Origin of the sequence: Nocardioides alkalitolerans DSM 16699, from assembly GCF_000426525.1 — a bacterium.
Lineage (GTDB): Bacteria > Actinomycetota > Actinomycetes > Propionibacteriales > Nocardioidaceae > Nocardioides > Nocardioides alkalitolerans.
In genome coordinates, this window is the sequence record NZ_AUFN01000015.1 from 159,617 (window position 1) to 180,796 (window position 21,180).

At 74.9% G+C, this 21,180-nt stretch carries 21 protein-coding genes; 9 read left to right on the forward strand and 12 right to left on the reverse strand.

Annotation, left to right across the window (positions count from 1 at the left end):
- Positions 1–52: 52 nt before the first annotated feature.
- From ftsL to mraZ, 4 genes are all read right to left on the reverse strand, one after another.
- On the reverse strand, positions 53–613 hold the full coding sequence (gene ftsL, locus K329_RS29685) for a cell division protein FtsL (protein WP_157571756.1): 561 nt from the start codon (positions 611–613) through the stop codon (positions 53–55).
- Complete coding sequence (gene rsmH, locus K329_RS0115200; RefSeq protein WP_028473717.1) at positions 610–1,632, reverse strand: 16S rRNA (cytosine(1402)-N(4))-methyltransferase RsmH; 1,023 nt, start codon at positions 1,630–1,632, stop codon at positions 610–612. Before rsmH ends, ftsL begins: the two co-directional genes overlap by 4 nt.
- Positions 1,629–1,787 carry a hypothetical protein gene (locus K329_RS31495; RefSeq protein ID WP_157571757.1) on the reverse strand — a complete coding sequence of 53 codons (159 nt, stop codon included), beginning with the start codon at positions 1,785–1,787 and terminating at the stop codon, positions 1,629–1,631. The genes rsmH and K329_RS31495 overlap by 4 nt, the downstream gene beginning before the upstream one ends.
- Positions 1,788–2,024: 237 nt before the next feature.
- On the reverse strand, positions 2,025–2,453 hold the full coding sequence (gene mraZ, locus K329_RS0115210; protein WP_028473718.1) for a division/cell wall cluster transcriptional repressor MraZ: 429 nt from the start codon (positions 2,451–2,453) through the stop codon (positions 2,025–2,027).
- Positions 2,454–2,911: 458 nt separating this feature from the next.
- Here mraZ and K329_RS0115215 point away from each other — a divergent pair, with 458 nt between their 5' ends.
- Genes K329_RS0115215 through K329_RS0115225 form a run of 3 tightly spaced genes read left to right on the forward strand, consistent with a single transcriptional unit; the run spans position 2,912 to position 7,576 of the window.
- Entirely contained in the window at positions 2,912–3,898 is a 987-nt protein-coding gene (locus K329_RS0115215) for an AAA family ATPase (RefSeq protein WP_028473719.1), read from the forward strand.
- Positions 3,899–3,905: 7 nt separating this feature from the next.
- Positions 3,906–5,207 (forward strand): DUF58 domain-containing protein, encoded by a 1,302-nt coding sequence (locus K329_RS0115220; protein ID WP_028473720.1) that lies wholly within the window; start codon positions 3,906–3,908, stop codon positions 5,205–5,207.
- Entirely contained in the window at positions 5,204–7,576 is a 2,373-nt protein-coding gene (locus K329_RS0115225) for a transglutaminase TgpA family protein (RefSeq protein ID WP_028473721.1), read from the forward strand. The genes K329_RS0115220 and K329_RS0115225 overlap by 4 nt, the downstream gene beginning before the upstream one ends.
- 90 nt (positions 7,577–7,666) lie before the next feature.
- On the opposite strand, the gene K329_RS0115230 is transcribed toward K329_RS0115225, so the two are convergent.
- The 6 genes from K329_RS0115230 to K329_RS0115255 all read right to left on the reverse strand — a co-directional run bounded on the left by K329_RS0115230 (position 7,667) and on the right by K329_RS0115255 (position 13,239).
- Positions 7,667–8,116 carry a DUF3040 domain-containing protein gene (locus K329_RS0115230; RefSeq protein ID WP_028473722.1) on the reverse strand — a complete coding sequence of 150 codons (450 nt, stop codon included), beginning with the start codon at positions 8,114–8,116 and terminating at the stop codon, positions 7,667–7,669.
- A gap of 187 nt (positions 8,117–8,303) precedes the next feature.
- Positions 8,304–9,524 (reverse strand): DNA polymerase IV, encoded by a 1,221-nt coding sequence (gene dinB, locus K329_RS0115235; RefSeq protein WP_043643767.1) that lies wholly within the window; start codon positions 9,522–9,524, stop codon positions 8,304–8,306.
- Positions 9,525–9,575: 51 nt separating this feature from the next.
- Positions 9,576–10,316, reverse strand: a complete 741-nt coding sequence (locus K329_RS0115240) for a class I SAM-dependent methyltransferase (protein WP_028473724.1) — start codon at positions 10,314–10,316, stop codon at positions 9,576–9,578.
- Between the two features lie 222 nt (positions 10,317–10,538).
- Complete coding sequence (locus tag K329_RS0115245; RefSeq protein WP_028473725.1) at positions 10,539–11,813, reverse strand: endonuclease; 1,275 nt, start codon at positions 11,811–11,813, stop codon at positions 10,539–10,541.
- A gap of 192 nt (positions 11,814–12,005) precedes the next feature.
- Positions 12,006–12,500, reverse strand: coding sequence for an SAV_6107 family HEPN domain-containing protein (locus tag K329_RS27145; protein WP_169721600.1), 495 nt, complete (start codon positions 12,498–12,500; stop codon positions 12,006–12,008).
- Between the two features lie 175 nt (positions 12,501–12,675).
- Positions 12,676–13,239, reverse strand: coding sequence for a hypothetical protein (locus tag K329_RS0115255; RefSeq protein WP_028473727.1), 564 nt, complete (start codon positions 13,237–13,239; stop codon positions 12,676–12,678).
- A gap of 177 nt (positions 13,240–13,416) precedes the next feature.
- On the opposite strand from K329_RS0115255, the gene K329_RS0115260 reads away from it, so the two are divergent.
- Positions 13,417–13,932 (forward strand): YbaK/EbsC family protein, encoded by a 516-nt coding sequence (locus tag K329_RS0115260; protein WP_211225876.1) that lies wholly within the window; start codon positions 13,417–13,419, stop codon positions 13,930–13,932.
- On the forward strand, positions 13,933–15,243 hold the full coding sequence (locus tag K329_RS0115265; protein ID WP_028473729.1) for a phytoene desaturase family protein: 1,311 nt from the start codon (positions 13,933–13,935) through the stop codon (positions 15,241–15,243). It begins immediately after the preceding gene.
- Between the two features lie 2 nt (positions 15,244–15,245).
- On the opposite strand, the gene metF is transcribed toward K329_RS0115265, so the two are convergent.
- Positions 15,246–16,172 carry a methylenetetrahydrofolate reductase [NAD(P)H] gene (gene metF, locus K329_RS0115270; protein WP_052336948.1) on the reverse strand — a complete coding sequence of 309 codons (927 nt, stop codon included), beginning with the start codon at positions 16,170–16,172 and terminating at the stop codon, positions 15,246–15,248.
- Between the two features lie 64 nt (positions 16,173–16,236).
- Here metF and K329_RS0115275 point away from each other — a divergent pair, with 64 nt between their 5' ends.
- Positions 16,237–17,334, forward strand: coding sequence for a polyprenyl synthetase family protein (locus K329_RS0115275; RefSeq protein WP_052336949.1), 1,098 nt, complete (start codon positions 16,237–16,239; stop codon positions 17,332–17,334).
- A 47-nt stretch (positions 17,335–17,381) separates the two neighbouring features.
- Here the strand turns inward: K329_RS0115275 and K329_RS0115280 are convergent, their stop codons facing one another.
- Positions 17,382–17,759 (reverse strand): Rv2175c family DNA-binding protein, encoded by a 378-nt coding sequence (locus tag K329_RS0115280; protein ID WP_028473732.1) that lies wholly within the window; start codon positions 17,757–17,759, stop codon positions 17,382–17,384.
- 123 nt (positions 17,760–17,882) lie between these two features.
- On the opposite strand from K329_RS0115280, the gene pknB reads away from it, so the two are divergent.
- From pknB to K329_RS0115295, 3 genes are all read left to right on the forward strand, one after another.
- Positions 17,883–20,048 (forward strand): Stk1 family PASTA domain-containing Ser/Thr kinase, encoded by a 2,166-nt coding sequence (gene pknB / locus K329_RS27150; protein ID WP_052336950.1) that lies wholly within the window; start codon positions 17,883–17,885, stop codon positions 20,046–20,048.
- Between the two features lie 107 nt (positions 20,049–20,155).
- Positions 20,156–20,707 (forward strand): Dps family protein, encoded by a 552-nt coding sequence (locus K329_RS0115290; protein ID WP_028473733.1) that lies wholly within the window; start codon positions 20,156–20,158, stop codon positions 20,705–20,707.
- A gap of 11 nt (positions 20,708–20,718) precedes the next feature.
- Positions 20,719–21,165 carry an SRPBCC family protein gene (locus K329_RS0115295; protein WP_028473734.1) on the forward strand — a complete coding sequence of 149 codons (447 nt, stop codon included), beginning with the start codon at positions 20,719–20,721 and terminating at the stop codon, positions 21,163–21,165.
- The last annotated feature ends 15 nt before the right edge of the window (positions 21,166–21,180 follow it).

A 21,180-nucleotide genomic window follows, 5' to 3' on the forward strand; every position in this document is an offset into this window, starting at 1 on the left:
CTACCGGCTCGGGACCCCGCGGTCGGGGTCCGTCACCCGCGTGTCGGCCGGGTCAGTTCGTGGGCACCTCGGCCGCGGGCGTCTCGGGGACCGCGGGTGCCTCGCCCGCAGCCGGCGTCTCCGGCGACGCGGCCGGCGGGTCGACGTAGATCGGCGCGGGGCTGAGCTCGGCGGGCTTCACGGGCGCCTTCGGCTCGATGGCGAGCCCGTCGTCGGTCGTGGCGACCTCGCCGGGGAGCACGATCTCGCCCGTGCGCAGGTCGACCAGTGCGGGCTGCGGGGCCGGCACCATGCCCTGGGCCGTCGCGGCCTCGGCGAGGCGCTGCGGGTCGCGCAGCTGCTCGATCTCGCGGACCAGCGTCTGCTGCCGGGCGCTCAGCACCTCGGCGCGCGACTCGAGCTCGGCGCCGGTGAACGCCGCCTGCTGCATCGAGGTGTTGAAGAGGAGGAGCCCCACGATGCCCCCGAGGAGCACGGCCGTCACCAGGATGACGAACGGCACCCGCGCCGCGCGTCGACGGACCCGCGGCACCGACACCAGTCGGGCCCGCGTGGTCGCGACCTCGGCGAGCCGCGGGACGGCCCTCCACCTCGGTGCTTCCGAACCGCTCATCGTCGCCCTCCTCCGTCGTTCCTGCCCCGTCGCTCTCCCCCGGTCGCCGGGTGCACCCGCTCGACCGCCCGCAGCCGCACCGACGCGGCGCGCGGGTTCTGCTCCGTCTCGTCCTCGTCCGCCTTCTCCGCGCCCCGGGTGACGAGCCGCATCGCGGGCTCCGACCCCTCGGGCACGAACGGCAGGTCGACCGGCACCTCGCTGGTCGTCACGGCGGTGAACGCCCGCTTGACGATCCGGTCCTCCAGCGAGTGGTAGGACTCCACGACCACCCGGCCGCCGACGCCGATCGCGCTCAGGGAGGCCGGCACGGCCCGGCGGAGCACGGCCAGCTCGTCGTTCACCTCCATCCGCAGCGCCTGGAACGTGCGCTTGGCGGGGTGTCCGCCCGTACGGCGGGCCGGCGCCGGGATGGCGTCGTACAGCAGCTCGACCAGCGGTCCGGACGTGGTGAACGGGGTCTCGGCGCGCCGCGCGACCACGAAGTCGGCGATCCGGCGGGCGAACTTCTCCTCGCCGTAGTCGCGCAGCACGCGGGCCAGGTCGGGGGCGTCGTACGTGTTGAGGACGTCGGCGGCGGTGCGGCCGCGGGTGGGGTCCATCCGCATGTCGAGCGGCGAGTCCTCGCGGTAGGCGAAGCCCCGGTCGAGCTCGTCGAGCTGGAGGGAGGAGACGCCGAGGTCGAAGAACACCGCGGACGCCCCGCCGACGGCCGCCAGGCCCAGGCCCTCCAGCACGTCGGGGATCTCGTCGTACACGGCGTGGACGCCCGTGAAGCGGTCTCCGTACGGCGCGAGCCGGCGCCCGGCACGGGCCAGGGCCTCGGGGTCGCGGTCGATGCCGACGACGCGGGCGGTGGGGACGCGCTCGAGCACGGCCTCGGAGTGGCCGCCCATGCCGAGCGTGCAGTCGACCAGCACGGCACCCTCGGTACGCAGGGCCGGCTCGAGGAGCGCGACGACGCGATCGAGGAGGACCGGGACGTGGGCGTGGGGGACGGCGTCGCCGGTCGACGTCATCGCGGGGACCCGGCGACCAGGAGGAGGGCGACCGTGAGGAGCACCGAGGCGGCAGCCGAGAAGGCCATCAGGCCGAGCGCGTCGCGCGCGCTCTCCCGGACCCGCGGCGGGCGTGCGCCGTCCGGCGCCACGCTCCCGACCTCTGTCTCGACCATCGTGTGTGTCCGACCCTCGTGCTCGACCCATCCGGACCCTGCGGCCGACCGCGCGGGGCGGACGGCGGTGCGACGTACGACCAGGTCCCTGCCCGCCTCCCGGACGGGGAAGTCGCTCCTCTGGAACCGGGGAAGTGCCCCAGAGGTGCAGGAGGCGGGCCCGAGACCTCGCCGTACGTCGCTGTTCTGCTGTGCCGCCGGGCCGAGCCCCGGCGGGTCGTGCGGTCGAGCGGCCGATCAGATGCCGGGGAAGACCTCGTCGCTGAGCTCCGAGAACTTCTGCTCCTGCTCGGCGGAGTACTCCACCCAGCTGGCCGGGTCCCAGATCTCCACCCGGTTCATCGCGCCGATCACCATCACGTCCTTGCCGAGCGACGCGTAGTCGCGCAGCACGGCCGGGATGCCGATGCGGCCCTGCTTGTCCGGCACCTCGTTCGATGCCGCCGCGAACAACATGCGCACGTAGTCACGCGTGCCCTTGTTCGTGAGCGGCGCCTCCTGGAGGCGCCGGGTCAGCTGCTCGAAGTCGCTCATGGACCAGACCGTGAGGCAGCGCTCCTGCCCTCGGGTGACCACGAGCCCCTCCGCCAGCTGGTCCCTGAACTTCGCCGGGAGGAAGAGCCGCCCCTTCTCGTCGAGCTTGGGCGTGTAGGTGCCGAAGAACACCGGCCACCTCCCGCTCGACGAGGAGCACCTGCACGGGCATCTCCCCCACTGCGCTCCACTCTACTCCACTTTGCTCCCCGGTCAACCACATCCGCTCCCCCACGCCCCTCCCCGCTCCCCCCGCCGCGTGGTGGCGGGCTCCACGGGCCCGGTCGGACCGGTCGGGAGGTGCGCGGGACCGCCCGGTACGCCCCGGAGGGACCTCGAAACGGCCCCGAACGGGTCCGTGGGGAGCGTCGGGGAGGGAGAGGTGGTGGAAAGTGGGGTGGAAGGTGGAGCGGTCGGCCGCACCGGCCCCGGCTGCCAGCCGGATCACCAGCCGGGCCACCGGCCGGGCCACGAGCTGGACCAACCGCGCCCCGTCGGTTGCCCGGACGCCCTACCGTGGTGCCACCCGCCGGTGCGGGCCGGCACGGAGACGCGCCGGGGACGGCGAGACGGCGACACGGGGAGAACAGATGACGACGGGCGCCCACCACGGCTCGGAGATCGGGGCCGACCTGCAGACGCTGGCGCGCGTGACCACGCGCGTGCGTCACAACATCGAGCGGGTCATCGAGGGCAAGGGCGACGTGATCACGTCGGCGCTCGTGGTGCTGCTGGCCGAGGGCCACCTGCTCATCGAGGACGTGCCCGGGGTGGGCAAGACGATGCTCAGCAAGGCCCTGGCCCGCAGCATCGACTGCACCGTGCGGCGCATCCAGTTCACGCCCGACCTGCTGCCCTCCGACGTGACCGGCGTGTCGATCTTCAACCAGGACACGCGCGAGTTCGAGTTCCGGCCGGGCGGCGTCTTCGCCAACGTGGTGGTCGGCGACGAGATCAACCGCGCCTCGCCCAAGACGCAGTCGGCCCTGCTGGAGTGCATGGAGGAGCGCCAGGTCACGGTCGACGGCACGTCGTACGAGCTCGGCAGCCCCTTCATCGTCATCGCGACCCAGAACCCGGTCGAGATGGAGGGCACCTACTCGCTGCCCGAGGCCCAGCGCGACCGCTTCATGGCGCGGGTCTCCATGGGCTACCCCGTCGAGGCGGCCGAGATCGCGATGCTCTCCGCCCACGCCGGCAAGCAGCCCTTCGACGACCTCGACGCCGTGACCGACGCCGCCGAGATCCGCAAGCTCATCTCGATCGTCGCGCAGGTGTACGTCGCCGAGCCCGTCCAGCGCTACGCCGTCGGGATCGTGACGGCCACGCGCCGCTCGCCCGAGCTGGCCCTCGGCGCCTCGCCGCGCGCCACCCTCCACCTCGTGCGTGCCGCCAAGTCCCTCGCGGCCATCAGCGGTCGCGACTACGTGCTGCCGGACGACGTGCGCCACCTCGCGCGCTCCGTGCTCGCCCACCGCCTCATGCCGAGCCTCGACGCCAGCGGCGCCCGCCGACCGGTCACCGACATCCTGGCCGGGATCGTGGCGTCCGTGCCCGTGCCCGGCCGCACCGGCTGACGACCCCGTGCGCACCTCGCTGGGGGCCCTCACCGTCCGGGGCCGGTCGTTCCTCGCGGCCGGGCTGACCGCCGTCGTCTGCGCGGTCGTGCTCGGCCAGAGCGCCCTCGCGAGCGCCGGGGTCCTCGTGGCGGTGCTGCCCCTGGCGAGCCTCGTGCTCGTGCTCGCGACCCGTCACCGGCTGGCGCTCGTGCGCGGCGTCGAGCCGCAGCAGGTGGTCGCGGGCGAGAGCGCCCGCATCCACCTCACCCTCACCAACCAGGGGCGCGTGCCCCGCGCCACGCTGCTGCTCGACGACCACCTGCCGTACGTCCTGGGTGCGCGGCCGCGGATGGTCGTCGGGGCCGTGGGCACCTCCTGGCGCCGCCACCTCACCTACCCGGTCCGCTCGGACGTCCGCGGCCGCTACGAGACCGGCCCCCTGACCGTGCGCGTGACCGACCTCTTCGGCATGGTCGAGCTCGGCCGGACCTTCCGGTCGACCGCCCCCCTCACCGTGACACCGCGCGTCGTGCCGCTGCCCGCCATCGCCCTCGCCGGCGGGTCCGGCGGCGCCGGCGACGACCGTCCCCGCGCGTCCGCCGTCGGCAGTGCGGAGGACGTGACCGTGCGCGACTACCGCCGCGGCGACGACCTCCGCCGGGTGCACTGGCGCAGCTCGGCCCGCACCGGCGAGCTGATGGTGCGCCGGGAGGAGCAGCCCTGGCAGTCGCAGGCGACGGTGCTGCTCGACAACCGGGCCCTCGCGCACGCCGGCCAGGGTCTCTCCTCCTCCCTCGAGCCCGCGGTCGCGCTGGCCGCTTCCGTCTGCACCCACCTCGCCGGGCGCGGGTACGCCGTGCGCCTCGTCACCGCCGACGGGCAGGTGGCCGCGACGACCGCTCGCGAGGGGGCCGCCCAGCAGTCCGCCCCGCTCCTCCACGCCCTCGCCGTCGTCGGTCTGTCGCCGCGCACCGACCTCCGCGGGGTGGCCCCCGACCCCGCCCAGCCCGGGGTGAGCATCGCCGTCCTCGGTCGTCTGGGCCGGGCCGACGAGCCCGTCCTCGCCCGGTCCGCCCGCCAGAGCAGCGGCGCCCTCGCCGTCGTGCTGGACGTGGGCCGGTGGGCCGCCTCGCAGCAGCGGCAGGACGGGTCCCTGCCGCCGCGTCCGGTGGGTCCGGGCCCCGGCGCTCCGTTCGCCGACACGACGCCCGCCGCCCTGGCTCCCCTGGGCTGGCGTGCCGTGGCCATGCGCCCCGACGACGCCCCGGCCGACGTCTGGCGGCGCCTCGGCGCCGCCCGCGCCGTCCAGGTGGGGGCGCGCGGATGACCCCCGACCCCGTGACCCGCCTGCTGCGCCAGGTCGCCGTCTCCTTCGCGGCGGCGGCGACGGCCTGGTTCACCCTGCTCTCCTGGCGCGGCTTCACCACCCGGCCCGCCGAGTTCGTGGAGCCGCTCCTCGTGCTGGGCCTCGTGCTCGCCACGACCGGGTGCCTGCTGCGCACCCTCCCACTGCACCGTTTCTGGGTGAGCCTGGTGCAGCTGCTGGTCACCGGTCTCGGCCTGCTGTGGGTGGTCGTCGGCTCCCCGCTGCCGACGCTCGGGGCCATCGACGACGTCCGCACCCGGCTCTCCGCGGCGGTGGACGCCTCGCAGGCCTTCGCCCCACCCGTGCCCGGCGTCGGCGGCGGCGTGACCGTCCTGCTCGTCGTGGGCGGGGCCCTCTGCCTCTGGCTGGCCGACACGCTGGCGGCCTCGTTCCGCCGCTCGTCGCTCGTCGGGCTCCCGCTGCTCGCCGTCTACAGCCTCCCCGTCACCATCCTGGGCGACGCGCTGCCGTGGTGGCTCTTCGTCGTCTCCGCGCTCGGATTCCTGCTCCTCCTCGCGCTGCAGGAGTCGGAGGAGATCGCCCATTGGGGCCGTCGGGTGCCCGCGCGCGACGACGCCCACCCGACGGGCCGCACGTGGCACCTGCCCGCCGGCGGGGTGGCGGTGGCGGCCGTGACCACGGCGCTCGCGGTCCTCCTGCCACCGGTCATCCCGACGCTCGACACCGGCCTGCTCGCCGACGGCGGGGGCTTCGGCCAGGGGGGCAGCTCGGACGAGATCACCATCCAGAACCCGATGACGGACCTGCGCCGCGACCTCTCCCGCGGGGAGGACGTCGACCTGCTGCGCATCCGCACCGACGACCCCGACCCCAGCTACCTGCGGATCAGTGTGCTCAGCCGCTTCGCCGGCAACCAGTGGAGCTCCGGCGACCGCGACCTGCCCGACGACCAGACCGCGCAGGACGAGGTCCCGGCCCTCGAGGGTGTGGCGCAGGACGTGCCGCGGCAGGAGTTCCCGATGGAGATCGAGGCCACCGACGCCTTCACCTCCACCTGGCTGCCCGTGCCCGCCGCCATCAGCGCCGTCGACGCCGACGCCGGCTGGAAGTTCGACGACACCACGATGGACTTCATCGCCAGCGTCGACGACCTCACCACCCGCGGCGCGACCTGGTCGGTCACGGCGGTCGAGCTGGGCCTCACGGCCGAGGACCTGGCGTCGGCCTCCCGCGCCGCGCTCGAGGTCGACTCGAGCTACCTCGATCTCCCCTCGGACCTGCCGCCGCTCGTGCGCCAGCTCGCCGAGCAGGAGACGGCCGAGGCCGACACGCCCTTCGAGCGTGCGGCGGCGCTCCAGGAGTTCTTCCGCGAGACGGGCGGGTTCGAGTACGAGCTGGAGGCGCAGCCCGGCAACGGCAGCGACGAGCTGGTGCAGTTCCTCCAGGAGCGCTCCGGCTACTGCGAGCAGTACGCCTCCGCCATGGCGGTCATGGCCCGCCAGCTCGACATCCCGGCCCGGGTGGCCGTGGGCTTCCTCCGACCGGAGCGCAGCGGCGACGAGTGGGTCTACAGCGCCCACGACATGCACGCCTGGCCCGAGCTGTACTTCCCCGGCGCCGGCTGGGTGCGCTTCGAGCCGACCCCGGCCGACCGCGCCGCGACGGCACCCGACTACTCCGTGGCCGAGCCCGAGGAGGAGCCCACCGAGCCGAGCCCGACGAGCGCACCGACGACCGGTACGACGCCGAGCCCCACCGGGGGCCCCGACCTGCCGTCGGAGAACGCCTCGCCCGCCCCGGCTCCGGAGGCCGACGACGAGAGCGCGGGTGGGACAGACAGCGCACCCCTGCTGTGGCCCTGGCTCGCGGGCGGCGGCGTCGTGCTGCTCGGCGCCGGCCTCGTGGTGCCGAGCCGCGTGCGTCGGCGTCGTGCGGCGCTGCGCCGCGGCGGCGACGCCGAGGACGCGTGGGCCGAGCTGCGTGACAGCCTGACCGACCACCGGATCGGCTGGCCCGACGGCCTCTCCCCGAGTGCCGCCTCCCACGCCCTCGTCACCGACTGGGAGTCCGAGGTCACGGCGCGGTCCGCCGCGACCGAGGCCGAGCCTGCTCCCGTGACCCTCGACGACGAGGGGCTCCGCGCGCTCGAGCGGCTGACGACGGCCCTCGAGCTGCGCCGCTACGCCCCCGACGGCCGCGGACCGGGCGCCGCGACGCTCGACGAGGACGTCGCGACCTTCGTCGCCGCGAGGACCGCCTCGGTCGGTCGGCGGCGGCGCTGGGCCGCACGCTGGTTCCCCCGCTCGGTGCTGACGCGAAGCGGTGCGGTCGGCTCGGACGCCCGTGCCGAGGAGCCCGTGGGGCGCTGAGGCCCCGGACGCAGAACGACCCCGCCGTACGGCGCGGGGCCGGGCGAGGTCGTCAGGTGGCGGGTCGGGCCCGCCCGTCGGGGCTGCTGCTCAGAAGCCGCCGCTGTCGCGGCGTCGACGCCAGCGCTCCTCGAGGCGCTCCATGAAGGAGCCCGAGGAGGACGGGGCGGACGAGCGGCGCTGCTTGCGGGGGCGGCGACCGCCGCCGTCGATCATGGTGAGCCCGGCGAACGGGTCGTCGGAGGAGGCGGCCGGCGACGTGGGCGCGTTGGCCGACGCGCGGAAGGCGGTGAGCCCCAGCGTCGCGGAGCCGAGCATGACCAGGAAGCCGATGATGCCGACGACCGGGTAGCGGGTGACGACGCCCGTCATCATCAGCGCGATGCCGCCGACGAAGACGACACCGGCGATCGCGACGCGACGGCGGGCGTTGCTGCGCATGCGTGCACCGCGCAGGGTGGACGCGAACTTCGGATCTTCCTCGAGGAGGGCGCGCTCCATCTGCTCGAGCATCCGCAGCTCTTCTTCGGAGAGCGGCACGTTTCCTCCCGTGGGCCTCAGGCCTCGACGACACCGTGGGCGTCCTACCGGCGTCCTCGCCGGGATTTCCCGACCTGGTCGCCGGTCAAACCTCGCGGGTGCGAGAACGCCGCTGCCGATTCTAGGCAGGAGGTGGTGAGGGCGGTAGCGGGACCCACGAATTCGTGTCGCCGACCCCCTCGGGACGTCATCCGAGCAGCGTCGCGGGGCTCACCGCGTGCTTCCCGAACCGCTCCCTGACCCGGTCGACCGCGCGGTCGGCGTCGGACCACCCGCGGTCTGGCTCGCCGAGCCTGAGCTGCGGCTGGAGGCCGGCGCTGCGCTGCAGCCCGGACACGCGCACGCCGACGAGACGGACCGCCCGCACGCCGCCGTCGCGCCCGCACTGCTCGTCGTAGATGCCGACGACCGCGGCGTACAGGTCGTGGGTGACGTCGCTCGGGTCCGCCAGGGTGCGCGAGCGCGTCACCGTCGTGCGGTCCGGGTAGCGCAGCCGCACGGTCACGACCCGGGCCGCGAAGCCGGAGCCGCGCATGCGGCTCGTCACCTTCACGGTGAGTCGCAGCAGCTCGACGAGCACGTCGTCGTACGACGACAGGTCGGCCTCCAGCGTGCGGTCGGCCCCCATCGAGCGTGCCCGCTCGTGGGCCGCGAACTTCGGGCTCGGGCCACCGGGGTCACGACCGTGGGCGAGCGCGTGCACGTGGGCCCCGGCCGACTGCCCGAGCGTCGCCTGCAGCAGGGCGAGCGGGGTGGCGACGAGGTCGCCCACCGTCTCCAGCCCGATGCGCCGCAACCGGTCGCGCGTCTTCTCCCCCACGCCCCAGAGGTCTCCGGCGTCGAGCGGGGCGAGCACCCGTGTCACGTCCTCGGGCGGGATCGCGGCGATTCCGTCCGGCTTCGCGCGCCGCGACGCCAGCTTCGCCACGCTGCGCGTCGCCGCCATGCCCACCGAGCACGTGATGCGCTGCTCGTCGTGGATCTGCGCCCGCAGCCGCTCGGCGATCTCCCGCGGACGACCGGCGTGCCGTCGGGAGCCCCGGACGTCGAGGAACGCCTCCTCCTGCGAGAGGGCCTCGACCTCCGGGGTGACCCGGGCGAACGCGTCGAGCACCGCGGTCGAGACCTGCGCGAAGGCGCCGAAGTCGGGCGAGACGACCACGAGGTCGGGGCAGAGGCGCCGCGCCCGGGCCACCGGCATGGCCGAGTGCACGCCGTACGCCCGCGCGGGATAGGTCGCGCACAGGATGACGCCACGCTCGTTGCCCCCGGCGACGACGACGGGGCGGGAGCGCAGCTCGGGGTGGTCGCGGATCACGACGGAGGCGTAGAACGCGTCCATGTCGACGTGGAGGATCGTGCAGGCGTCCTCGCCCCGCGGCTCCGCGCCGGGCGGCACGGCGCTCACCGGGCCGCCGGGGCACGACCGGCCCCGGGGGCGACCGGGTCGGCGCCGCGGTCAGCGGCGCGCGAGCAGGTGCAGCTGGGTCGCGAGCGGCCGGAGCTCGGGGCGCTCGGCCACCGCGCGCTCGAGGTCGACGAGGGCCTGGGCCGAGCCCGGCTCGGCGTCGACCAGGGAGCCGGGCACGAGGTCGGCGAAGACCCGGACCCCCTGCACCCGCTCGGCCACCAGGCCCGCGCCCTCGAGCAGGGCCTCGAGCTCGGTGACGGTGAAGCGACGGCCGGCGCGACCGTGGCTGCCCGTCTCGTCCAGCAGCTCACGGGCGGCCACGAACTGGCCGACCATCGCCCGGGCGACCACCGCGGCGTACCGCTGGGCCACCAGGAGGCTGAGACGGCCACCGGGGCGCAGGACGTCGGCGATGCGGGAGAGCGCGTCGACCGGGTCGCCCACGATCTCCAGCACACCGTGGCAGAGCACGAGGTCGACGCTGCCGGCCGGCACGAGACCGGGCAGGTCGGAGAGGTCGCCCTGGCGTCCCGTGACCCGGTCGGCGACGCCCGCCTCGCGGGCCCGCCGGTCGAGCGACGCCAGCGCGTCGGGGCTGGGGTCGACGACGACCACCTCGTGGCCGCGGGCGGCGATGCGCACGGCGAGACCGCCGGTGCCGCCACCGATATCGAGCACGGAGAGGGTGTCGGCGTCGAGCAGGGGGTCCAGCGCGTCCTGCACCACCGCGGTGCGGGTGGCGGCCCGCCGCTCGCTGGGGCGTTCGCTCGCGGACCACTCAGACGACATGGCCACCACCCTAGAGGAGGACAGGCGCCGCTCGGGCGCTCGCCCGACCGGCCACGCGTCGGCGGGCGACCCTCTCCCTGCCCCACGCTGCCTCCCTCGCCCGACCGACGTGGGCACGACGGCCTCGGTCGCAGCAGTCGCCCCATGTATCGAACAGGTGTTCGACACATGGAGCGACTCTAGCCCGCGGGGAGGACCCGCGCCAGCGGCCGGGTCGACCCCTCACCCCCAGATGTCGTTCGCCCACTCCGGGTTGTCGACGAACGGGTTGCGGTTGCCCTGGTAGTCGGAGTAGATGAGCTCGTTGCGCCGCTGCTCGAAGGCGTCCGGCGGGTCGGCAGCACTCCACTGGAGCAGGACGGAGACGCGACCGATGTGCGGGGCCGAGCCGTTGCCGACGAGGTCGTTGACCTCGAGGTCGGCGAAGCCGTCGCCGCCCTCGTAGCGGACGGACATGTAGAAGATCATCCGGGCCACGTCGCCCTTGACCTCGTCGCGCGGCTCCCAGGAGTCACCGTCGGCGAAGTTGCCGGGCGCCTCGTCGTTCTCGGTGCCGCCGTTGTCGAAGTCGAGGTTGCCGCGGTCGGAGTTGACCGAGACGTCCTCGGGGCGCAGGTGGTGGATGTCGGTGCCGGGACCGGTCGCCGTACCGAAGTCGCCGTGCGACTTGGCCCAGACGTGCTCGCGGTTCCACTGGTCGACGCCGCCGCCGTTGTTGCTCTTCGGCATGGAGACGCCCGCGTAGAGCGTCAGGACGTTGGACGGGTTGGCCGGGTCCTGGTCGGTGACCTTGAGCGCGTCCCACACCTGCGCGTAGGAGAGCGCCCGCGCGTCGGTCGAGATGATCTCGTGCAGGGCGTCCTGCAGCGCGTCGCCGGTGAGGCCCGCGGTGCCGTCGTAGTAGCCCGACGGTCCGCCCGAGCCGGGCTCCGGCTCCGGGTCGGGATCGGGATCCGGGTCGGGGGTCACCGTGCCGCCGGCCAGCGCGAAGGCGGAGGCGCCGGTCAGCCCCGGTCGCGAGAAGTACGACGACAGCGCGCCCGTCACGTCGACCTGCCGGCCGACGAGCCCCGGGTTGGAGGCGAGGCCCCAGGCGGAGCGGAACGAGGCGGGCACCTGCACGTAGAGCATCTGGCCCGTGTCGGTCGTGCCCGCCGTGTCGGCGATCGCGATCGCGTAGTCGTTGGGGAAGCCGCTCGTGACCACCCGGGTGGACGACGTGGGCTGGCCCACCACGTAGCCCCGGACGGTCGCGGTGGAGCCGTTCTGCGTCGCGCGGGCGGAGGCGACCGAGACGGCCGCCGCGGCCGACGTCGATCCGGAGACCGCGGCGCGGGCGTCCGTCGTGGACGACGGGCTCGAGGACACGGAGGAGGCGGGCGGTGGGCCGGCGACGGCCGGACCCCCCGCGGTGGTCAGGGCCAGGGTCGAGCCGAGGCCGAGCGAGAGCACCAGCGCCACCGCACGGCGGCGACGCGACCCGAGAGATCGGTGCATGGAGGAGAGCTCCGTTCGTCATGCGTCCGCGAGCGGACGTCAACACGGTCAGCGGACCTCGGGCGGACCCCGAAGTCCTCCAGCACCCTAAGCCGAGCGACGTCGCCCGGGGCGGCCTCGAACCTCACGACTTGGTGACGGCTCGCCGACGTCTCGGTGTCGCTCGCGCCGCTCCGCCGCGGCCGGACGCCGTCAGGCGACGCCGGCCCGGAGCACGTCGTCGTCGTCGGACCACGCGTGGGGGAACAGGCCGAGGGAGGTCTCGACCACCGCGAGGAAGCGGTCGGCGTCGCGGACCAGGTCGTCGGCCTCCCGGGCCGTGGCCGCGCGGCGCGAGCCCGCCTGGGCCGCGGCGTAGGTGGACGCACCGGCAGCGAAGAAGGTGGCCCACTCCCCCATCTCGGGCGCGACCTCGGCGAGCAGGACCCAGGCGTTCTTCTGGCGCCGCCGCGCGGCCGTCGTCGGACGCGCCCGGGCCGCGAGCAGCGCCGCCGCCGCACGCAGCGCCGCCACGTGCGCGCAGGCGTAGCGGGTCGGGACGTCGGTCGTGCCGAGCGCCTCCCGCAGCGACTCGGCCGACCGGGAGAGCGCGTGGTGGGTGGCGGCGGGCAGCACGACCGGCGCCGCCGAGCGACCCCGTGCGTCCGCGCCGCGCACCGTCGTACCGCCTGAGCGTCGTGCCGTCATGGTGACCTCCCGTGTCGTGTCGCCCGCCGGTCGGCGTTCGAACATCTGTTCGGAAAGGAACTCTACGGGGCACCACTGACAATGACCAGGACGGACGCGTCCCGGGCCCGTGGAGCACGACGAGGGCCGGTCCCCCAGGGGGAGACCGGCCCTCGTGGAGCGGGTGAGCGGAGCGTCAGTCGCGCGGAGCGGCGACCGGGTCGCCGTCGGCGACGACGGCCCAGTGACCGTTGTGCGCCGTGCGGAAGTAACCGCGGTGGGCGGGGTGCCACAGCAGCACGAGCGTGAGCCCGTGGAGCGCGACGGAGACGGCCGCGAGCGCCATCAGGACGGCGGGCACGCCGGGGCCGGTGCCGATGACCAGCTGGAGCAGGCCGTAGGCGCCGACGACGACGGTCATCGAGAACCGGGCCCACCGGGCTCCGGCCCGGACCATGGCGAGCAGCACGAGCGCCAGCATCACGTAGGTCACGAACAGGGTGAGGGCCACGGGGAAGAACGAGGGCGGCACGACACTGGACTCGGCGACCGCGGCGACCGTCACGCCGAGGTCGGCGGCGCGGGCCGAGGCCCACGCGTCACGCAGCCGGTCCTCCATCAGGTAGGTGCCAGCGGTGATGACGGCCATGACGACCATCTGGGCGAGGGCGACGCGCAGCGCGAGGACCACGGTGGGAGGCGGCGTCGGGGTGGCGTGGCCACCGACCGTCACGCCGGTCGACTCCTGCTCGGTCGTCATCGCACCCACCGTTTCTCTCTCCCACTCCCCCGTCGGGACCGCAGCGGTGTCTACCCGGCGGTCGTCTCGCGTAAACCTCGACTCTACCGAGCCGACACCGACCCGCCGCCTCGTCGGCTGTGGCACCGACCACAGCCCGCGCCGGGGCGCGCACGACCACGCCCTAGGCTGGCGCGCGTGAGCGCCCCGCCAGTCCCCGACGGTCCCGAGCACGCCTCCGTGGCGCGCTTCCGCGCCGAGCACGCCGCGGCCGGGGGCACCGGACGGCTGGTCGAGCTCCCGTCGGCCGCCCACACCGCCGCGCTGGCCGCCGACGCTCTCGGCTGCAACGTCGGCGCCATCGCCAACAGCCTGCTCTTCGAGGGGGACGGCCGCCCGGTCCTCGTGCTCACCTCGGGCGCCCACCGCGTGGACGTCGCCCTGGTGGCGGGCACCGTCGGCGTCGGCCGGCTGCGCCGGGCGACGCCTGCGTTCGTCACGGAGCACACCGGCCAGGTGATCGGCGGGGTGTCACCGCTCGGCCACCCGGCGCCGGTCCCGACCTACGTCGACCGCTGGCTCGAGCGCCACCCGGTGCTCTGGGCCGCGGCCGGCCACCCGGCCTGGGTGTTCTCCACCGGCTTCGACGAGCTCGTCGCCCTCACCGGGGGCCGCGTCGTCGACGTCGAGGCCCCGCCCGCGCAGGAGGCCTGAGTGGCCCGCGTCGTCGTGGTCGGCGGCGGGTACGGCGGCATGGCCAGCGCCGCACGCCTCGCCAAGCTCGGCCACGCGGTGACGCTCCTCGAGCAGGGCCCGGCCCTGGGCGGCGCCCTGGGCCGTGTCGTGCGCGACGAGTTCGCGTGGGACACCGGCGCCACCGCGACGCTGCTCCCGGCGGTGGCGCGCGACCTGTTCCGCAAGTCCGGTCGGCCGCTGGAGCGCGAGCTCGAGCTGGTGCACCGCGACGTCGTCCGCGAGCACTGGTTCGCCGACGGCACCCGGCTCATGCTCCCCGGCAGCTCGCGCGAGGCCCAGCTGCACGCCGTCGACGCCCTCGGCCCCGGGCTCGGCGAGGCGTGGCTGGCGCACGTCGCGGCGTACGCCGACGACTGGGAGATGCTGCGGCGCGAGTACCTCGAGCGGCCGTGGGACCCCGACGTCATCAGCACCGAGACGCGCAAGCGGGTGCTCACCCGCGAGTCCCTGCACCGCCGGCTCCGTCGGGCCCTGCCCGACGCCCGGCTGCGGCAGGTGGCCGCCCACCCGCTCGAGGCGGAGGGCCACGTCCTGCGCCAGGTGCCCGCCTGGGCGGGCGTGACGGCGTACCTCGAGCAGCGGTTCGGGGTCTGGACGATCCCGGCGGAGGCCGGAGGCATGGCGGCGCTCGGCACCGCGCTCGCGGCCCGCCTGACCACCCGGAAGGTCGAGGTGCGCACGGGCGTCGCGGTGCGGGACGTCGTCGTGCGCGAGGGCCGCGCGGTCGCCGTCGCCACGGACGACGGCGAGGTCGACGCCGACGTCGTCGTCTGCGCGATCGACCCGCGCCGCCTGCCGGCCCTGGCCGCCCACGTGCGCCGCACCCTGCCGACCATGCCCGCCGTCGCGGTCCACCTGGGCGTCGAGGGCGACGTGCCCGACCTGGGGCCCGAGACCGTGGTGCACGGCGACGCCGACTTCACCGTCACCACCGGCGGCCTGGCGCCGGCCGGGGCCCACGCCTGGACCGTGCGCGGCCGCGGGCGCCTGCACGAGGACGTGGTCGACGCGCTGGCCCGCACCGGTCTCGACGTGCGCAAGCAGGTCGTGCGACGCGTCGACGACTCTCCCCGCGACCAGGTCGAGCGCTGGGGAGGGTCGCCCTGGGGCGTGCTCTGGCAAGGCCGCGCCACCGTCACCGAGCGGCTCGGCCCGCGCACCCCCGTGCCGGGGGTGTACGCCGCCGGGGCGAGCGCGACCCCCGGAGCCGGTCTGCCGTACGTCGGGCTCTCGGCCGCCCTGGTGGCCCAGGTCGTCGGGCCCGCCTGACGTCAGGCCGTGATGCGCAGCGCGGTGAAGATGTCGCGCGTCGCGCGCGAGCGGTTGAGCGTGTAGAAGTGCAGCCCCGGCGCGCCGCCGTCGAGCAGCTGCTCGCACAGCTGCGTCGCCAGCTCGACGCCGATGCGGCGCACCTCGGCCGGGTCGGTCACCCCGTCGAACGCGGCGAGGGTCTCGGCGGGCACCTCGGCGCCCGAGAGCTCGGCCATCCGGCGGACCGACTTCAGGTTCGTGATCGGCATGATGCCCGGCAGGATCGGGATGTCGGTGCCGGCGGCGGCCGCACGCTCGACGAGCCCGAAGTAGTCGCTGGCGCGGAAGAACAGCTGGGTGACGGCGAAGTCGGCGCCGGCGGCGGCCTTCGCGGCGAGGATGCGGGCGTCGTCGTCGACGCTCACCGAGGCCGGGTGGCGCTCGCAGAAGGCGGCGACCCCGATGCCCAGGCCCCCGACCTCGTCGGAGAGCGACCGGGCGAGCTCGACGAGGTCGACCGCGTGGTGCAGCCCGCCCGGCGTGGGCGTCCACGGGGCGGTCGGGCCCTCCTTGGGGTCGCCCCGGAGGGCGAGCACGTCGTGGACACCGGCCGCGGCGTACGCCCGCAGGATCTCGACGAGCTCGTCGCGCGTGTGGCCCACGCACGTCAGGTGGCCCATCGGCCGCATGGACGTCTCGCGCGCGATGCGGCCCGTCATCTCGACCGTGCTGTCACGCGTGCTGCCGCCGGCGCCGTACGTCACGGAGACGAACGTGGGCTCGTAGGGCTCCAGCTCGCGGATCGCCGTCCACAGCTGCTCCTCGCCCGCGGCGTCCTTGGGCGGCATGAACTCGAACGAGAAGGAGCGCGAGCCGCGGCGGACCAGCTCGCCGATGCTGGGACGGGCGACGGGGTCAGGCACGGGGTTCTGCGCGTCCGCGGTCATGCGGGCGATCCTAGGTCGCGGCCCGAGCGCGGTGCGGGGGCGTCCACTGGCTAGGCTCACCGACGTGGGCGGCGACCAGCGGGAAGACGACCGGACGAACGACCTGCCGGCGCGCATCGAGGCGGCCCTCGTCGACTTCCTCGACGAGCAGGCCGAACGCCTCGCCCCGCTCGGCGCCGACGCCGCCGAGCTGCTCGCGGCGGCCCGCGGGAGCGTCGCCGGCGGCAAGCGGCTCCGCGCCCGGTTCTGCTACTGGGGCTACCGCGCCGTGCGTCCCGACCCGAGCCCCGCGCAGGAGGCCGCCCTCGTGCGCGCCTGCGCCGCGCTCGAGCTGCTGCACGCCAGCGCCCTCGTGCACGACGACTACATGGACGCCTCCGACACGCGTCGCGGACGCCCCGCCACCCACCGCGCCTTCGAGGCCCGGCACCGCGAGGCCGGCTGGACCGGCGACCCCGTCCAGTACGGCGCCGCGGCCGCCATCCTGCTCGGCGACCTCCTGCTCAGCTGGGCCGACGAGCTGCTCCGCCGCTGCGGGCTGCCGCTCACCGAGGTGGGGCCCGCGCTCGAGGTGTTCGACCTGTGCCGCAGCGAGGTGATCGCCGGTCAGTTCCTGGACGTCTCCGTGCAGGCCCGGGCCGCGGCCGACGTCGCCCAGGCGATGACCGTGCTGCGCTACAAGTCGGCCAAGTACTCCGTGGAGCGTCCGCTGCACGTGGGCGCCGCGCTCGCCGGCGCGGACGACGACCTGCTGGCGCAGCTGAGCGGGTTCGGCCTCCCGGTCGGCGAGGCCTTCCAGCTGCGCGACGACCAGCTCGGCGTCTTCGGGGAGCCCGCCACGACGGGCAAGCCCGCCGGGGACGACCTCGTCGAGGGCAAGCGCACCGTGCTCGTGGCGCTCGCGCTCCAGGCGCTGGACCGCACCGGGGACGACGACGCCGCGGCCGACCTGGACCGCTCCCTCGGCACGCCGCTCGGGCCGGACGACGTGGCCCGGCTGCGGGTGACGATCGAGCGCTCCGGGGCCCGGGAGGCCGTCGAGCGCGTGATCGGCGAGCTCACCGGCCGGGCGCTCGCCTCGCTCGACGGGGCCGGGCTGCCGGCAGGTGCCGCGACGGCGCTGCGCGAGCTCGCGCTCGCCGCGACGCGCCGTACGTCGTAGACGGCCCTCTCAGCCGTCCGTCCTGGACGCGGCGGGAGGGCGCCGGGTCAGTGCATGGCCTGCGCGCGCCGCTTGACCTCGGACCCGCGGTTCTCGCGCAGGGCGTCGATCGGACGGCCGGGCAGCTCGAGGTCGGTGAACAGCCACGCGACGATCTCGCGGTGGTCGTAGCCGTGGTCGGTGAGCATCATGACCAGGCCGGAGAGGCCCTTCACGATCTCTCCGTCCTGCACGAACGCGGCCGGGACCTGCTGGCCCGCGCCCTCGGCCGGCACGGCGGCCGCCAGCTGGTTCTCGCGGATGAGCGTGCGCACGCGGCTCACGCTGATGCCGAGCGCGCGGCCGGTCTCGGCCCAGTCGTTCCACTCCCCGACGAGTGCGCCGAGGTCGGGCTGCCCGGGCGTTCCGGGTGCAGTCGTGTCCATGCGCCCATGGTCGCAGGTGCCCCGACACACGCACGAGTCGGCGCGTCCGCGCCCGGGGAGGGGCACTCCGGTCCGTATCCTGGCGAGGCCCGACCCCCGCCCCCGCTCCTCCCGGAGGAACCCTTGCTGCCCGAACAGCGGCCCCCGACGCCCCCCGGCGCGCCCGGGCACGGCGGCGACCCGCTCGTCGGTCGGCTGCTCGACGGGCGCTACCGGGTGGGCGACCGGGTCGCGCGGGGCGGCATGGCCACCGTCTACGAGGCCACCGACATCCGGCTCGACCGCGTCGTGGCGGTCAAGATCATGCACGCCGGTCTCGGTGACCCCATCACCGGCAACGACACCTTCGCCGCCCGCTTCGTGCGCGAGGCGCGGGCCGCCGCGAGCCTGTCGCACCCCAACGTCGTCGCCGTGCACGACCAGGGCAACGACGACGGCGTCGTCTTCCTCGTCATGGAGTACGTGCCCGGGCGGACCCTGCGCGACGTCGTGCGCGACCAGTCGCCGATGGGGGCGTCCCGTGCGCTGGCCCTGCTCGAGCCGGTCGTGGGTGCGGTCGCTGCCGCGCACCGGGCGGGCATCGTGCACCGCGACGTGAAGCCGGAGAACGTGCTCATCGCGGAGGACGGGCGCGTCAAGGTGGCCGACTTCGGCCTCGCCAAGGCCGTGGACGCCGAGACCCAGCACACCACCACCGGCGGCGTGCTGATCGGCACCGTCTCCTACCTCGCCCCCGAGCTGGTGATCGACGGCAAGTCCGACGCCCGCGCCGACGTCTACGCGCTCGGGGTCGTGCTCTACGAGCTGCTCACCGGCCGCAAGCCCCACGAGGGCGAGACGCCCATCCAGATCGCCTACAAGCACGTGCACGCCGACGTGCCGCCGCCCTCGCGCCTCGCGCCGGGCCTGCCGGCGTACGTCGACGCGCTCGTCGCCCGGGCCACGGCCCGCGACCGCAGCCACCGCCCGGCCGACGCGTCGGTGCTGCTCCACCAGGTGCGCCGCGTCGCGCACGCGCTGGCCGAGGGGGTCGCGGTCGACGAGGACCTCGTCGCCGACCTGCTGCCCCGCCGCTCCTGGGCCGACGAGCACCCCGACACCGAGGAGCAGGTCGACCTCGCCGAGCTCGAGGGCGAGGGCTTCGAGGACGCCGAGCTCTTCCCCGCGCTCGCCCAGGCGTCGGGCACCACCGAGGTCCGGTCGACCGACACGCAGGTACGACGGGCGGCGGCCCCCGCGCCGTACGGGAGCGACCCCGCGCCGGCCGAGCACACCTCCCGCCTGCGTCTCGACGGCGACCCCGACGGCCCGGGCGGTCCGGGAGGCCCCGGTGACGGGAAGGACGGCGTGCCCCCGCGCGAGCGGCCCCGCCGCAACGTACGCCGGCGCCGCCGCATCCTGGCGGTCGTCCTGGCGTGCCTGCTGGTCGCCGGCGGGGCGACGGCCTGGTGGTTCTTCGACGGCCGGTACGTCGACGCCCCCCGCGTGCTCGACCTCACCCAGGCCGAGGCCACCGACCGGCTCGAGGCGGCCGGCTTCGCCGTCGAGCTGGGCGAGCCGGCCTACTCCGACACCATCGAGGAGGGCCACGTCGTCGGCAGCGACCCCGAGGGGGGCGACGACGTGCTGCCGGGCTCGACGATCACCCTCACGATCTCCCTCGGCATCGAGGTCTACGCGATCCCCGAGGTGCGCGACCTCAGCGTCGACGAGGCGCAGGACGAGCTGACCGACCGCAAGCTGGAGTACGCCGGGAGCACGGACGAGTTCGACGAGGAGATCGAGGCCGGTCGCGTGATCGCCACCGACCCGGCCATCGGCGAGATCGTGCGTCCCGGCACCCCGGTGACGCTCGTGGTGAGCGCCGGTCGCCGCCCGATCACCGTCACCGACTTCACCGGCCGCTCCGCCGACGAGGCCCGCTCGGCCCTGGAGGGCGGCGACCCGGAGCTCGAGGGCGACGAGCTGACCGTCCAGGTCAACGAGGAGTTCTCCGAGGACGTCCCGTCCGGCACCGTCATCCGCCAGGACCCCGGCAGCGGCACCCTGTTCCTCGGGGACACCGTCACGCTCACCGTCTCGAAGGGGCCCGAGCTCGTCACGATCCCCGACGGCCTGGTGCGTCGCAGCGTCGGTGACGTGCGCGGCCAGCTGGAGGGTCTCGGCCTGGTCGTCGAGGAGCAGCCGATCGCCGGCGACCTCCCGACCCTGGGGTTCGTCTTCTCCGTCGACCCCGGCTCCGGCGAGCAGGTCCGGCGCGGCAGCACGGTGCGCATCTCCGTCTTCTGACGACCACCCCAGGGGGCGAACGGCCTCGGCCTCGCGGCTGGCCGCGGTCGTTTCGGGTACCCGTACGTTCGGAAGCACCACGTACGCCACACACGAGGAGAAGCGACATGTCCGTCCGCTACACCGTTCCCGGCCTCAGCGCCGACCAGGTCGCCGAGATCATCACCTCCCTGCAGAACCGGCTCTCCGCCTACAACGACCTCCACCTCACGCTGAAGCACGTCCACTGGAACGTCGTGGGCCCGCACTTCATCGCCGTCCACGAGATGATCGACCCGCAGGTCGAGCTCGTCCGCGGGTACGCCGACGAGGTCGCCGAGCGCATCGCGACGCTGGGCGGCTCGCCGCGCGGCACCGTGGGCGCCGTCGCCGCCGACCGCACCTGGGACGACTACTCGGTCGGGCGCGACACCGCCCTGGCCCACCTCGGCGCCCTCGACCTCGTCTACAACGGCGTCGTCGAGGACAACCGCAAGTCCATCGAGCTCTCGGGCGACCTCGACCCGATCACGGAGGACATGCTCATCGGGCAGACCGCCGAGCTCGAGAAGTTCCAGTGGTTCGTGCGCGCGCACCTCGAGGACATCGGCGGTCGCCTGACGACCTCCGGCGCCACGAGCGAGACCGCTGCGGCCGACGCGTCGCGCAGCGACGGCTGACCCGCCCGACCGTGGTCCACCTCTCCCGCACCTTCACCGTGGCGGCGCCGACCGACGCCGTCCACGCGTTCCTCGCGGACTTCGCCCACGCCGAGGCGTGGGACCCGGGCACCGTGAGGTGCGTCCGGGAGGACACGGGTGAGCTGCGGGTGGGGTCCACGTGGCACAACACGTCGAAGATCGGTCCGATGACGACCGAGCTGACGTACGAGCTCAGTCACCTCAGCTCGCACGAGATCGTCTTCACCGGGCACAACAAGACGGCGACGGCCCGCGACCGCATCCGGTTGCGGGCCGCGTCGCCGGGCCACACCGAGATCACCTACGAGGCGACGATCACCTTCAACGGTGCCGCCCGGCTGGCCGACCCGGTGATGCACCTCGTCTTCCTCCGCATCGCGGGGCAGACGGTGAAGCAGATGACCGAGGTCCTCGAGGCCCGCGCCACCGCCGCCTGAGGCCCACGGGTAGGT